This window comes from Serratia sp. EWG9 (assembly GCF_019913725.1).
GTDB lineage: Bacteria > Pseudomonadota > Gammaproteobacteria > Enterobacterales > Enterobacteriaceae > Serratia > Serratia ureilytica.
Map to the genome: position 1 here is coordinate 352,172 of NZ_JADNRO010000002.1, position 14,187 is coordinate 366,358.

The 14,187-nt window shown below is 59.5% G+C and carries 14 protein-coding genes and 1 other annotated feature; of the genes, 8 read left to right on the top strand and 6 right to left on the bottom strand.

What is annotated here, in order from left to right:
* Positions 1–45: 45 nt before the first annotated feature.
* Genes ITX55_RS07130 through ITX55_RS07140 form a run of 3 tightly spaced genes read right to left on the bottom strand, consistent with a single transcriptional unit; the run spans position 46 to position 2,437 of the window.
* Positions 46–543, bottom strand: a complete 498-nt coding sequence (locus ITX55_RS07130; protein WP_033641803.1) for an OmpA family protein — start codon at positions 541–543, stop codon at positions 46–48.
* Between the two features lie 38 nt (positions 544–581).
* Positions 582–1,829, bottom strand: coding sequence for a diguanylate cyclase domain-containing protein (locus ITX55_RS07135; protein WP_033651699.1), 1,248 nt, complete (start codon positions 1,827–1,829; stop codon positions 582–584).
* The gene (locus ITX55_RS07140) at positions 1,826–2,437 is read right to left on the bottom strand and encodes a YfiR family protein (protein WP_033651698.1); all 612 of its coding nucleotides are present in this window, start codon (positions 2,435–2,437) and stop codon (positions 1,826–1,828) included. Before ITX55_RS07140 ends, ITX55_RS07135 begins: the two co-directional genes overlap by 4 nt.
* A gap of 632 nt (positions 2,438–3,069) precedes the next feature.
* On the opposite strand from ITX55_RS07140, the gene sltY reads away from it, so the two are divergent.
* Together sltY and trpR are read left to right on the top strand one after the other, a co-directional pair.
* Positions 3,070–4,998, top strand: coding sequence for a murein transglycosylase (gene sltY / locus ITX55_RS07145; protein ID WP_046898094.1), 1,929 nt, complete (start codon positions 3,070–3,072; stop codon positions 4,996–4,998).
* A gap of 54 nt (positions 4,999–5,052) precedes the next feature.
* The gene (trpR, locus tag ITX55_RS07150; RefSeq protein WP_072626703.1) at positions 5,053–5,382 is read left to right on the top strand and encodes a trp operon repressor; all 330 of its coding nucleotides are present in this window, start codon (positions 5,053–5,055) and stop codon (positions 5,380–5,382) included.
* An 11-nt stretch (positions 5,383–5,393) separates the two neighbouring features.
* Here trpR and yjjX read toward each other — a convergent pair whose 3' ends face one another.
* The gene (yjjX, locus tag ITX55_RS07155; protein WP_033641807.1) at positions 5,394–5,912 is read right to left on the bottom strand and encodes an inosine/xanthosine triphosphatase; all 519 of its coding nucleotides are present in this window, start codon (positions 5,910–5,912) and stop codon (positions 5,394–5,396) included.
* A gap of 101 nt (positions 5,913–6,013) precedes the next feature.
* Here yjjX and gpmB point away from each other — a divergent pair, with 101 nt between their 5' ends.
* Complete coding sequence (gpmB, locus tag ITX55_RS07160) at positions 6,014–6,661, top strand: 2,3-diphosphoglycerate-dependent phosphoglycerate mutase GpmB (protein ID WP_025305227.1); 648 nt, start codon at positions 6,014–6,016, stop codon at positions 6,659–6,661.
* Here the strand turns inward: gpmB and robA are convergent.
* Positions 6,658–7,527: an MDR efflux pump AcrAB transcriptional activator RobA gene (robA, locus tag ITX55_RS07165; protein WP_033641808.1), complete on the bottom strand. Its 870-nt coding sequence runs from the start codon at positions 7,525–7,527 to the stop codon at positions 6,658–6,660. The genes gpmB and robA overlap by 4 nt on opposite strands.
* A gap of 342 nt (positions 7,528–7,869) precedes the next feature.
* On the opposite strand from robA, the gene creA reads away from it, so the two are divergent.
* Entirely contained in the window at positions 7,870–8,349 is a 480-nt protein-coding gene (gene creA, locus ITX55_RS07170; RefSeq protein WP_033641809.1) for a protein CreA, read from the top strand.
* A 50-nt stretch (positions 8,350–8,399) separates the two neighbouring features.
* Here creA and arcA read toward each other — a convergent pair whose 3' ends face one another.
* Positions 8,400–9,116: a two-component system response regulator ArcA gene (gene arcA, locus ITX55_RS07175; protein WP_004933003.1), complete on the bottom strand. Its 717-nt coding sequence runs from the start codon at positions 9,114–9,116 to the stop codon at positions 8,400–8,402.
* 629 nt (positions 9,117–9,745) lie between these two features.
* On the opposite strand from arcA, the gene ITX55_RS07180 reads away from it, so the two are divergent.
* From ITX55_RS07180 to thrB, 4 genes are all read left to right on the top strand, one after another.
* Positions 9,746–10,435: a tRNA/rRNA methyltransferase gene (locus tag ITX55_RS07180; RefSeq protein ID WP_033641810.1), complete on the top strand. Its 690-nt coding sequence runs from the start codon at positions 9,746–9,748 to the stop codon at positions 10,433–10,435.
* Positions 10,436–10,647: 212 nt separating this feature from the next.
* Positions 10,648–10,716 (top strand): thr operon leader peptide, encoded by a 69-nt coding sequence (gene thrL, locus ITX55_RS07185; protein ID WP_099785730.1) that lies wholly within the window; start codon positions 10,648–10,650, stop codon positions 10,714–10,716.
* Positions 10,655–10,772 (top strand) — a sequence feature (Thr leader region). It overlaps the preceding gene by 62 nt.
* Before the next feature lie 24 nt (positions 10,773–10,796).
* Positions 10,797–13,256, top strand: coding sequence for a bifunctional aspartate kinase/homoserine dehydrogenase I (gene thrA / locus ITX55_RS07190; protein ID WP_089191166.1), 2,460 nt, complete (start codon positions 10,797–10,799; stop codon positions 13,254–13,256).
* Position 13,257: 1 nt separating this feature from the next.
* The gene (thrB, locus tag ITX55_RS07195; protein WP_089191167.1) at positions 13,258–14,187 is read left to right on the top strand and encodes a homoserine kinase; all 930 of its coding nucleotides are present in this window, start codon (positions 13,258–13,260) and stop codon (positions 14,185–14,187) included.

Here is a 14,187-nt window from a genome sequence, read left to right on the forward strand (position 1 = left end):
CTAAGTATAACCGTTTATGCGCCGATAAAGGCGCATATTGGTGGCTTATGGCGTGACGACGATCGCGACGCGGCGGTTTTCCGCGCGGCCGCTGGAGGTGCGGTTGTCGGCGACGGGATCGCGCTTGCCCATGCCGCGGGTTTCGATGTTGGCGCGCGGAATACCGACGCTGGCCAGCAGATCGGCGACCGCATCGGCGCGGCGCAGGGAGAGCTGATCGTTATAGCTGTCTTCGCCGTAGTTGTCGGTATGGCCGTCCAGACGGAACTTGGTGATACCGACGCTCAGCAGCGCGCGGCCCATCTTCTGCACCGTCTCGGTGCTTTCCGGGTTCAGCTTGCCGATGTTGTTGCCGAACAGCACTTTATCCGACAGGCCGAATTCCCAACCGTTGTCGGTCAGTTTGAAGCCCTGCGATTGCAGCAGCGCAACCTGCTCGGGCGTCAGGCCTTGCGGCTTGCTCTGGCAACCGGCGAGCGCCAGCAGGGCGACGAACGCCATCGTCAGCAGTGAAAAACGACCTTTAAACAGTTGCTGTATCATAGTCAAAATCCCTAGTTCAAGTGTTATAGCCGGGGCTCTTATTTATGTATAGCCAGCCGCCAGCCTCCGTTATAACGATGCTTTGCTTGATACATCGCATCGTCAGCTTCGTGCAAAAGACCCTGAGGCGTCGACGCGTGATCAGGGTACAGCGCAATGCCGATACTCAGAGAGGTAATGATTGTCTCGTCGTTCGGTAAAATAACCGGTTGCGTCATGCAATCGATGATGTTGTCGGCGATCTGCAAGACATCTTCCGTGCTGTGCACCGGCGCCAGCAGCACGGCGAATTCATCTCCTCCCAGGCGTGCGACCAGATCGGATTCGCGCAGCTGCGCGCGAATGCGTCCGGCAATGGTGGTCAGCACCGCATCGCCCGCGGCGTGACCGTAACTGTCGTTCACTTCCTTGAAGCGATCGCCGTCGATAAACAGCACCGCCAATTTCGCCGGCGGCGCAATATCGCCCAGGGCGCGGCTCAGCCGGCCTTCGAAGAAGGCGCGGTTCGGCAAGCCGGTCAGGCTGTCGTGCGTCGCCCGGTGGGCCAGCGAGTCGTTTTCCTGCTTCAGATGGGCCTGCCAGGCCTCCAGCTCGTCGAGCAAGCCATTGAAATCATTGCTGAGCTCATGCAGCTCGGCGATCGGCGCCGAGGGCACCCGCAGGCCGAAGGTGCGATCTCGCCGCACCGCATGCGCCACGTTGGCGATGTCGTCCAACGAACTGACGATGCCGACCAGCATGCGGCGCGACAACACCAGGGCGCACAGGGTACTGAGCACCATGCAGGCGATCATGCCGACCAGCCCGCGCAACAGGAAACGCAACAGGCTGCCGCCGTTGCCGCTCAGCCAGACCTGGCCGACCTGTTTGCCCTCGTGGGAGATAGGCAGGATGACCGGCTCGGGCAGCGCCCAGTGGGCGATAACCTGCTCCATGCCGTGCAGCGGGCCATCTTTGGGCCGATGCCAACTGACCAGCACGTCACCGGCGTTGTTCAAAATTTTGGCCTCCGACACCTCTTCTTTGGCGGCGATCAGCACCATCGCCTCGCGAATGTAGGGGCGATCGCCAAACACCACTGCCGCTTCAACCGTATAGCTGATGGAGCGCGCGATCAGGTGCAGGTTGTGGTTGGCATAGGCGCGCAGCGCGAACAGCGCCACCAGCGTCAGAAAGATGCCGGCGGTGCCGACGGCGATCAACGCCAGCCCAAGATGCACCCGCTGCAGCACCCGGCCCAACGTCGGGCGCGCATTGCCGGAACGGTTTCTACGCAACAGCCTCATAGCGGCGGCGCCTGTTTGCGCGCCAGCTGCAGCACGTTGGGGTGAACGCGCACGCCGCTGCGCGCCAGGGCGTCCAGGTTGACCTTGAAGCCGGCCTGGTCGCCGTTGATCTGCAGGCAAAATGCGCTGCCGGCGGAGCATTCGCTATCGTTCTCGCTGATGCTGAGAATGGAGTTGCCGGAAATGCGCTGCATGAAATTTTGTCTCTGCGCGGCGTTGATGTTCCCTAAATAGATGACATCGCAGCCGGTACTCAGCGTCGGGCTGTCGAACGGCACGCGTTCGGTTTTAATCGGACGCGGCGCGCTGAGCAGGATCGGATCGAACAGCCCCTCGGCATACTGGGTGGGTGCGGTCACGCACAACCGGATCGGATTGGGTTCACGTGACCAGCGGGCGTAGCTGATGATGCCTACCACCACGGTCGTCACGGCGTGCGTGCGCTGTTGATAGGGATCATCGGCGGCGCGCGCAGGCCCGGGCAACGTCAGCAGCGCCAACAAAACGATCAGCAACAGGCGGCCGATATTCAGGCGTGCGGCAAGGAAGCCCGGCACGGGGCTTTTTGCGCAACGCATCGTTATCGCGGTATTACTCGCCATCTTCACCCGCCATTCCGGCCTGATCCACCGCCCGCAGGCCGTGGCCCGACAAGTAAAAATCCGGCCCGCTTGAAGGGACAATCGTTTTGCTGAAAGCTGTCAGTCGCACTGCCTAATGAACACTATCTACCCATAATTGGCGCGGATTGTATTATAAGATGTCTTCGTTGGGCGCTTTATGTGCTGTTTTCTCGGAATTATCCTACTTATTTTTGATAGTATAAAAATGCCCTCTCGGGTTTGCCACCGCTTTTCTGCAAAGTTGGCGCGTTTGGCCAGCTGTCAGGCGATTTGCGCAACGTCGGCGCTATATCTTAAATGCAATAATGTGATAACTAATAATTAGAAAGTATTTTACTTTTCCAATAAACGCCGTTGCGGCTAATAAAAATCCGGCCGGCGATAATATCCCGCCGCCCTGATTTGTCAGCCAAAGTAAACGTTTTTTACCTGGCTCCGATCATGGCGATACACTTCTTCTTCTACAGTATTGAATGGATGAGCGATTGCGCTGTCTATGGTAGATATCTGCGTCCGGGCCGTGCGCCCGGTTTTATTTTGTTCTGCGGCGCCGTGGCGCGGCGGTTACCGGGGAGCTGGGCGGCTCCCGCGGCACAATCAGTGAGGAAAGAGCGAGGATGGTCAAGGTGGACAAGCGACGGCTGTTGGCGATGGGGCTGTGCCTGACGGCGTTTTCGGGCGCGGCGCTGGCGGATTCTCTGGATGCGCAACGTCAGCGCTACCAGCAGATCAAGCAGGCGTGGGACGGCAATCAGATGGACGTGGTGGCGCAGCTGATGCCGACGCTGCGCGATTACCCGCTTTATCCTTATCTGGAATACCGCGAGCTGACTCAGGATCTGAGTCAGGCGGGGTTCTCCGAAGTGAACGACTTTATCAAACGCAACCCGACGCTGCCGCCGGCGAAATCGCTGGCGCCGCGCTTCGTCAATGAACTGGCGCGGCGCGAAGATTGGCGCACCCTGCTGGCCTTCAGCCCGCAGCCGCCCAAACCGGTGGCGGCACGCTGCAACTATTACTACGCCAAATGGGCTACCGGCGACCAGCAGGCGGCCTGGAGCGGCGCCGACGAGCTGTGGCTGAACGGCAAAACGCTGCCGGGCGCCTGCGATCGGCTGTTCAGCGTCTGGCGCGGCGCAGGCAAGCAAACGCCGCTCGATATTCTGGCGCGCATGAAGCTGGCGCTGAAAGAGGGCAACAGCTCGCTGGTCAGCAACCTCTACAGCCAACTGCCGGCCGACTATCAAACCATGGGCAACGCTCTGGTGCGCTTGCAAAACGATCCGACCACCGTGGAAGCCTTCGCCCGCAGCGTAGGGCCGACCGACTTTACCCGTGCCGCCACCGGCATCGCCTTTGAGCGCCTGGCGCGGCAGGATGTGGAAAACGCGCGGGCGATGATCCCGACGCTCGCGCGGCTGCAGAAAATGAGCGACGAGGAGCGGCTGGGGCTGGAAGAGGCGGTGGCCTGGCGCCTGATGGGAAGCGACGCCACCCTGGAACAGGCGCAGTGGCGCGATCAGGTGATTCTGCGCAGCCGTTCGCCTTCGCTGCTGGAGCGTCGGGTGCGCATGGCGCTGGGCAACGGCGATCGGCAGGGCGTCGCGACCTGGCTGGCTCGCTTGCCGGAAGAGTCGCGCAACAAGGATGAGTGGCGCTACTGGCGCGCCAGTCAGCTGATGGACGAAGGCAAACGCGCCGAAGGCGAGGAGATGTTGCGCAACCTGATGACCGAACGCGGCTTCTATCCGATGGTGGCGGCGCAGAAGCTGAACGCAACCTATCCGGTGATGGTGGCGGTGGCGGCCAAGCCGCGCGCGTCGCTGACCGACGGGCCGGAAGTGGCCCGAGTGCGCGAGCTGATGTACTGGAATATGGACAACCTGGCCCGCAGCGAGTGGGGTTCCTATGTCGCCAGCCGCAGCCGGCCTGAACAAGAGGCGCTGGCGCGTTACGCCTTTGAGCAAAAATGGGCCGATCTGAGCGTGCAGGCGACCATCGTCGGCAAGCTGTGGGATCATCTGGAAGAGCGTTTCCCGGTCGCCTGGCCGCAGGAGTTCCGCCGCGCCACCGATGACAAGGGGATCACCAGCAGCTATGCGATGGCGATTGCGCGTCAGGAGAGCGCCTGGAATCCGAAGGCGCAGTCGCCGGTCGGCGCCTCCGGCCTGATGCAGGTCATGCCGCGCACCGCGCAGCATACGGTGCAGATGTACAATATTCCCGGCTATGTCGGGCCGAGCCAATTGTTCGATCCGCAGACCAACATCACCATCGGCACCAGCTATCTGGAGTCGGTCTATCAGCAGTTCGGCCGCAACCGCATTCTGTCGAGCGCCGCTTATAACGCCGGCCCGTCGCGAGTGAACACCTGGCTGGGCAACAGCGCGGGGCGGATCGATCCGGTAGCGTTCATCGAAAGCATTCCGTTCTCGGAAACCCGCGGCTACGTCAAGAACGTGCTGGCTTACGATGCGTTTTACCGCTATCTGACGCATCGGCCGGCCAAGGTGCTGACCGACGCCGAGTGGCAGAGACGTTATTGATTTTGACGGCCCTATGGTATGCTGCTGTACTAGTTAAATAGTATGGTGGCTGCCATGACGCAATTATCGTTAAACGACCCCGCTCTTTCAGAACAAGGCAATGAGGATTGGCTGCGCTTCGTCGCGCTGCTGCAGAATTCGTTTGCGCAAGAGCTGCATCAACCGCTGTTGCAATTGATGCTGACGCCGGACGAGCGCACCGCGCTGGGCACCCGGGTGCGGATCATTCAGGAACTGATGCGCGGCGAGATGAGCCAGCGCGAGCTGAAAAATGAACTGGGCGCGGGGATCGCCACCATCACCCGCGGTTCTAACAGCCTGAAAGCGGCTTCACCCGCGCTGAAACAGTGGCTTGAGCAGCAGCTGCTGCATGACGTGCCCTAGCAGACTCTGCGTTATTGCTGATAGATGGCGTTGTGGAACGGCACCAGCGCCAGCAGCAGCGCCTGATGATAAACGCTGGTGCGGCTCAGCCGGCCGTCGGTGAAGACGCCGATGGCGCCGCCCTGGCGCTTCACCTCGGCGTTGCCGGTGATCGTCGCCATTTCGCTGCCCAATTCGCGGCCTTCGCGAATACCTTGTAAGATGACTTCCGGCAGCATCAGGCTCGCCGAGCGGGATTCGCCGCGGATGGACGGGTTCTCGATGGTCATCCAGGCGAAGGTCATATTCTCTTCAATCCCGGCTTCCACGCCGACCCAAAAATCGGCCTCGGGCCTGACCTGGCGCGCTTCCATCACGCGTTGACGCGCACCGGTGCGCGTTTCGTGATTGCCTATCGGCTGCAGCGAAACGCCGCTGGCGACGTCGACGGGTTCAATGCGGTATTGGCCTGCGCCGAAGACGTCATCGAAGGCCAATTGAATAGCCTTGATCTTTGCCGGGTTGGTAGTTGCAGCGACAACATGGTACATAACGGGTTTGATATCCTTCTGGCCGATACGCCGGGCAGCGGCAAAAGCGCCGCCGGGCCGGGGATAAACGCAAATTTCACGCAGTATAACGGAAAACAAAAATGTTACAGGTATACCTCGTTCGCCACGGCGAAACGGAATGGAACGCGGCTCGCCGCATCCAGGGTCAGTCCGACAGCCCGTTAACCGCCATGGGGGAACACCAGGCCCGTCTGGTCGCCAGGCGCGTCAGCAAAGAAGGCATTACGCATATCATTACCAGCGACCTGGGGCGCACGCGCCGCACCGCGCAGATCATCGCCGAAGCCTGTGGCTGCGAAGTGATTGGCGATCCGCGTTTGCGTGAGCTGCACATGGGGGTTCTGGAAGAACGCCTGATCGACAGTTTGACGCCGCAGGAAGAACAGTGGCGCAAACAGATGGTCGATGGTACTCCTGACGGCCGTATCCCTCAAGGCGAATCCATGGAGGAGCTGGGCGAGCGCATGCGCGCCGCGCTGGAGAGCTGCCTGATGCTGCCGGAGGGCAGCAAGCCGCTGCTCGTCAGCCATGGCATCGCGTTGGGGTGTTTGATCAGTACGGTGCTCGGGCTGCCGGCCTATGCGGAGCGCCGCCTGCGCTTGCGCAACTGCTCACTGTCGCGCGTCGATCACCAGCAGAGCCCGTGGCTGGCTTCCGGCTGGATCGTCGAAACGGCGGGCGATGTCACGCATCTGGACATGCCCGCGTTGGACGAACTGCAGCGTTAACGCCGAATCGGGATCAGGTAATCGCACTTGATCTCGGTAGGCGCCTGATGCGGACGGCGCTCGCCTTTCGGGTAGAAGCGCTCGATGTCGTGCCCTTTGCGGCGCGTCAGTTTGAGTTCCGGCAGGCAAGTGCCGTAGACCGTCAGGATAAAGTCCTGCAGGCCTCCGATGGGCCCTTCATAGCTGAACATTGCAAATTCGCCGCCCGGCAGCACCAGCGGTTGAACTTCCTGCACTTTATCAGGCACCTGATCCGGCTCCAGCGCCGTGGTGTACAGCACTTCCTGTTCGTCGTCCTTCTCCTGGCTCGGACGCGAGTGGTGCAACCCGTACAGCACCGGCGGCAAGGTTTCGACTTCGCCGAGGAACTGGCGCCAGAACTGCGAGCGCAGTTCGGTGCGCACGGTGGTGATCTGTTCCAGCGTGCAGGAGTAGCTTTGGGTCAGGCCGACCAGATGCTTATCCGGCAACGAGAGGAACTCGGGCTGCGGCAGAGTGAAGGCCCCCAGACGGATCGGCGGACAGATGCCGAACGCGTTCCAGTCTTCGGCGCGGCGGTACAGCGCCGGCGTTTGCGCAAACTGTTTCTTGAAGGCGCGCGTGAAGGTCTGCTGCGAGTCGAAGCGATATTGCAGAGCGATATCCAAAATCGGCCGGCTGGTCAGGCGCAGCGCGACGGCGGCCTTGGACAGCCTTCTTGCCCGGATGTAAGCACCGATGGCATTACCGGTAATATCTTTGAACATCCGTTGCAGGTGCCATTTGGAGTAGCCGGCCTTGGCCGCCACGTTATCCAGCGACAAGGGTTGGTCCAAATGGCTTTCCAGCCAGCTAAGCAGATCACGAATGATACCGGCTTGATCCATAGATCTTCCTCGTAAAGCTTGGGGGTAGGAACCCGAACTGTTGATTCGTCACGCTGGTGCTGCGCTATCAGACCGATCCATGAGCCATTATGCGTTGCACTCTTTGCCTCTGCTGCGCATGCCGCGCCAGAGTTGGATTGGGGTACACCGTAGTGGGCGCAAAGAAATAACGACGCCGCATCATAGCAATTTTTTTCCTCCGCGACTCTCAAAGATTTTTGTCACGCTCTGTGCTAAAACGGACGGTGCGGACCCGTAAAAACCCGATTCCGTGAGCTTAGACATAAATAATGGTGATCGCCGAGCCCATTTTCGCGGCAAGGTTATATCGGAGTTAAGTAAATGAAAAAAAGCTGGATATTTTTATTCGGTTTGGTTTGCGCAACCGTGGGAAGCGCACAGGCGGAGCAAGTGGGTTCCGTTGATACGGTGTTTAAATTGTTGGGGCCGGACCACAAAATCGTGGTCGAAGCGTTCGACGATCCGGATGTTAAAAATGTAACTTGTTATATCAGCCGCGCCAAAACCGGCGGCATCAAAGGCGGGCTGGGGCTGGCGGAAGATACCGCCGACGCGGCCATTTCCTGCCAGCAGGTCGGGCCTATCGAGCTGAGCGACAAGATCAAAAACGGCAAGGCGGAAGGCGATGTGGTGTTCCAGAAACGCACGTCGCTGGTGTTCAAGAAGCTGCAGGTGGTGCGCTTCTACGACGCCAAACGCAATTCGCTGATCTATCTGAGCTACTCCGACAAGGTGATCGACGGCTCGCCGAAGAATGCGCTGAGCGCGGTGCCGATCATGCCGTGGGCTGAGGCAAAATAAAAAACGGGGTTCAGCATGCTGAACCCCGTTTTCATGACGGCAGGCTGGAATTACTCTTCCAGATCGCCGCAGAAGCGGTAGCCTTCGCCGTGGATGGTGGCGATGATTTCCGGCGTGTCCGGCGTCGATTCGAAGTGCTTGCGAATGCGACGGATGGTGACGTCCACGGTGCGGTCATGCGGCTTCAGCTCGCGGCCGGTCATCTTCTTCAGCAGTTCGCCGCGGGACTGGATCTTGCCCGGGTTTTCGCAGAAGTGCAGCATGGCGCGGAATTCGCTGCGCGGCAGCTTGTACTGTTCGCCGGCCGGGCTGATCAAAGAGCGGCTGTTGATGTCCAGCTCCCACCCGTTGAACTTGTAGCTCTCGACCAGGCGGCGCTCTTCGCCGAGGCTGCCCAGATTCATGGTGCGCGACAGCAGGTTGCGCGCGCGGATGGTCAGCTCACGCGGGTTGAACGGTTTGGTGATGTAATCGTCGGCGCCGATTTCCAGGCCGAGGATTTTATCCACCTCGTTATCGCGGCCGGTCAGGAACATCAAGGCGACACTGGCCTGTTCACGCAGTTCGCGCGCCAACAGCAGGCCGTTTTTGCCTGGCAGATTGATGTCCATGATGACCAGATTGATATCATTTTCAGACAGGATATTGTGCATCTCTGCACCATCATTGGCTTCATGAACAATGTAGCCTTCCGCCTCGAAAATGCTCTTCAGGGTGTTACGAGTGACTAACTCGTCTTCGACAATCAGAATGTGCGGGGTCTGCATATTTGCTACCTAAAATTGCCAACAAAATAGAAAATAGGAAGTACAGAAGTCTCTGTTTTCTTAGAGGAGGGCAGAGATAGCGCCACGTTCCCTCTCAGCAAATGACTAAAGTACGTAAACTCGTTCTTGATGCACTTTCCATCTCATGTCAACAAGATCGCTAGCCTGGTGGGGATGCCGTTCCCTACAACCCCTTGGGTGCCAAAACGGCGCATATCCTAACCCCATTAACAGCAATATAACAGCGCGTGCCGAATTCATCACCCAACAAAACTACGCTTTGTTGACATATATCAAATTCAATTGTAGCACGTTAACAGATTTGTGAAAAACACTTACAGAAATGCCAGTTTAAGTCACAGAACCTCAAATTCTGTGAACGATTCAGCATTATCCGGCCTGATAGGATACAATTATTCGCTTATTGATCATCGCGTTGTTTTAACTCATTGATAAATAAATGCAGTAAAACATAAGCATGAATAATGACTATTATGACAGGTTTATTAGCTCAACGAGCCGTTTAATCTTGTTTGTTGCTATTAACGCGTTTATTGTTACGCAATTGTAAATACATGCGGGCGCTGCGCTATCGTCAAAAACGCAGGCCCGCCTTCGGTGGAAGAGTGATGCAGCTTCATATTGTTCTAGTGGCTCCGGCGCGGCCGGAAAACGTCGGCGCGGCGGCGCGCGCGATGAAAACCATGGGTTTCGCTTCGTTGCGCATCGTCGACAGCGAGGCGCATCTGCAGCCGGCGGCGCGCTGGGTGGCGCATGGGGCCGGCGAGATCCTCGACGGCGTGCAAACGTTCGCCACGCTGGAACAGGCGCTGGCGGATGTGGATTTCACCGTCGCCACCACCGCCCGCAGTCGCGCGCGTTTTCACTACTACTGCACGCCGCCTGAGCTGCTGGAACAGCTGAGTGAGCGTAAGCAGTGGGTCGGCCAGGCCGCGCTGGTATTCGGCCGCGAGGATTCCGGCCTGACCAACGAAGAGCTGGCGCTGGCGGATTTGCTGACCGGCGTGCCGATGCAGGCGGACTATCCGTCGCTCAACCTGGGCCAGGCGGTGATGGTATACTGCTACCAGTTGGCGAGCCTGATGGGCGTCAACGCCGCGCCGCAGGAGGCTGCGGCGCCTGAAGGGCAACTCAGGGCGTTGCGCCGCCGCGCCGATGCTTTGTTGGATGCCCTGGAGGTCGGCGATGACCAAAAATTGCGCGACTGGCTGCACCAGCGCCTCGGTGCGTTGCCGCAGCGAGATACGGCGATGCTGCATACGCTGCTGCACGACATCGAAAAAAAACTCGCCAAGTGATAGCGGCTCCAGCAGGCGGTTACTCAGTGTGATCCACTATTAAACCGGCTTTAGGTTGTTTTTTTGTTCTGTCATTTTGCTTTTCACCTGTTGCATCGCGCATTACGGCCGCTGAACGGAAAATAAGCAAAAAAAAGAAATCGTTTGACTTGGGATAGCGATTGCTTTAACCAATAGAGGGGACAGAGTATTTCATGAGACAGACAGACAACATGCGCAATATCAGCCTGACTACCACAATTATTACCACCACCGATACCACAGGTAACGGGGCGGGCTGACGCGCACAGGAAACACAGAAAAAAGCCCGCACCTAATCAGTGCGGGCTTTTTTTTCGGCTTAAATTCGGAGAGATCACAAATGCGAGTGCTGAAATTTGGCGGAACCTCGGTAGCGAATGCGGAACGTTTTCTGCGCGTCGCCGACATCATGGAGAGTAACGCGCGTCAGGGACAGGTAGCCACGGTCTTGTCCGCCCCCGCAAAGATCACCAACCATCTGGTGGCGATGATCGACAAAACGGTGGCGGGCCAGGACATTCTGCCGAATATGAGCGACGCCGAGCGGATCTTTGCCGACCTGCTGAGCGGGCTGGCGCAGGCGCTGCCGGGCTTTGAATACGATCGTTTGAAAGGCGTGGTCGATCAGGAATTCGCGCAGCTCAAACAGGTGCTGCATGGCGTCTCGCTGCTGGGGCAGTGCCCGGACAGCGTGAACGCGGCGATCATCTGCCGTGGCGAAAAGCTCTCCATCGCCATCATGGAAGGGGTGTTCCGCGCCAAAGGCTATCCGGTCACGGTGATTAACCCGGTGGAGAAACTGCTGGCGCAGGGCCACTACCTGGAGTCCACCGTGGACATCGCCGAGTCTACGCTGCGTATCGCCGCCGCGGCGATACCGGCCGATCACATCGTGCTGATGGCCGGTTTCACCGCCGGTAACGACAAGGGCGAGCTGGTGGTGCTGGGTCGCAACGGCTCCGACTATTCCGCCGCGGTGCTGGCCGCCTGCCTGCGCGCTGACTGTTGCGAGATCTGGACCGACGTCGACGGCGTTTATACCTGCGATCCGCGCACCGTGCCGGACGCCAGGTTACTGAAATCGATGTCGTACCAGGAAGCGATGGAGCTTTCCTATTTCGGCGCCAAAGTGTTACACCCCCGTACCATCACTCCGATTGCCCAGTTCCAAATCCCTTGCCTGATTAAAAACACCTCCAACCCGCAGGCCCCCGGCACGCTGATCGGCAAAGACAGCACCGATGCCGATATGCCGGTGAAGGGCATCACCAACCTGAACAACATGGCGATGATCAACGTCTCCGGCCCGGGCATGAAAGGCATGGTCGGCATGGCCGCACGGGTCTTCGCCGTGATGTCGCGCGCCGGCATTTCGGTGGTGCTGATCACCCAATCCTCTTCCGAATACAGCATCAGCTTCTGTGTGCCGCAGGGTGAACTGCAGCGTGCTCGTCGCGCGCTGGAAGAGGAGTTCTATCTGGAGCTGAAAGACGGCGTGCTGGATCCGCTGGACGTGATGGAACGCCTGGCGATCATCTCGGTGGTCGGCGACGGCATGCGCACCCTGCGCGGCATTTCCGCACGCTTCTTCTCCGCGCTGGCGCGCGCCAACATCAATATCGTCGCCATCGCCCAAGGTTCTTCCGAACGTTCCATTTCGGTGGTGGTCAGCAATGATTCCGCCACCACCGGCGTGCGCGTCAGCCACCAGATGCTGTTCAACACCGATCAGGTGATCGAAGTGTTCGTCATCGGCGTCGGCGGCGTCGGCGGGGCGCTGATCGAGCAGATCTATCGCCAGCAGCCGTGGCTGAAGCAAAAACATATCGATCTGCGGGTGTGCGGCATCGCCAACTCGCGCGTGATGCTGACCAATGTGCACGGCATCGCGCTGGACAGCTGGCGCGACGAGCTGGCCGGCGCGCAGGAGCCGTTCAATCTCGGTCGTCTGATCCGGCTGGTGAAGGAATATCACCTGCTGAACCCGGTGATCGTCGACTGTACCTCCAGTCAGGCGGTGGCCGATCAGTACGTGGACTTCCTGGCGGACGGCTTCCATGTGGTGACGCCGAACAAAAAGGCCAACACCTCGTCGATGAACTATTATCAGCAGCTGCGCGCGGCCGCCGCCGGTTCGCATCGCAAGTTCCTGTACGACACCAACGTCGGCGCCGGTCTGCCGGTGATTGAGAACCTGCAAAATCTGCTGAACGCCGGTGATGAACTGGTACGTTTCTCCGGCATCCTGTCCGGCTCGCTGTCCTTTATCTTCGGCAAGCTGGACGAAGGGCTGTCGCTGTCGGCGGCGACCCTGCAGGCCCGGGCCAACGGCTACACCGAGCCGGATCCGCGCGACGATCTGTCCGGGATGGATGTGGCGCGTAAGCTGCTGATCCTGGCGCGCGAGGCCGGTTATAAACTGGAACTGAGCGATATCGAGGTCGAGCCGGTGCTGCCGCCGTCCTTTGACGCGTCGGGCGACGTGGACACCTTCCTGGCGCGGTTGCCGGAGCTGGATAAAGAGTTCGCGCGCAACGTGGCCAACGCCGCCGAGCAAGGCAAGGTGCTGCGCTATGTCGGCCTGATCGACGAAGGGCGCTGCAAGGTGCGCATTGAGGCGGTGGACGGCAACGATCCGTTGTATAAAGTGAAGAACGGCGAGAACGCGCTGGCCTTCTACAGCCGCTACTATCAGCCGTTGCCGCTGGTGCTGCGCGGCTACGGCGCCGGTAACGATGTGACTGCAGCGGGCGTATTCGCCGATCTGCTGCGCACACTGTCATGGAAGTTGGGAGTTTAATATGGTTAAGGTGTATGCACCGGCCTCGATCGGCAACGTCAGCGTCGGTTTCGACGTGCTGGGCGCGGCGGTTTCGCCGATCGACGGCACGCTGCTGGGCGACTGTGTCAGCGTCGAAGCCGCCGAGACGTTCAGTTTGCAGAATGCCGGGCGCTTCGTCAGCAAGCTGCCGGCCGAGCCGAAAGAGAACATCGTTTATCAATGCTGGGAGCGCTTCTGCCAGGAGATCGGCCGCGAAGTGCCGGTGGCGATGCGTTTGGAAAAGAACATGCCGATCGGATCGGGGCTGGGTTCCAGCGCCTGTTCGGTGGTCGCCGGGCTGATGGCGATGAACGAATTCTGCGCTCGCCCGTTGGATAAGACGACGCTGCTCGGCCTGATGGGCGAGCTGGAAGGGCGCATTTCCGGCAGCGTGCATTACGACAACGTGGCGCCTTGCTATTTGGGCGGCCTGCAGCTGATGCTGGAAGAAGAAGGCATTATCAGCCAGGAGGTGCCGTGCTTTGACGATTGGCTGTGGGTTATGGCCTATCCGGGCATCAAAGTGTCCACCGCCGAAGCGCGCGCCATTTTACCCGCGCAATACCGTCGTCAGGATTGCATCAGCCATGGCCGCTATCTGGCCGGCTTTATTCACGCCTGCCATACCCGGCAGCCGCAGCTGGCCGCCAAATTGATGCAGGACGTGATCGCCGAACCGTACCGCACCCGGCTGCTGCCGGGCTTCGCCGAAGCGCGCAAGGCGGCGCAGGAGATCGGCGCGTTGGCCTGCGGCATCTCCGGCTCTGGCCCGACGCTGTTCGCCGTCTGCAACGACGGCGCCACCGCGCAACGCATGGCCGCCTGGCTGCAACAACACTATCTGCAAAACGACGAAGGTTTTGTTCATATTTGCCGTCTGGATACCGCAGGCGCTCGACTACTGGGATAA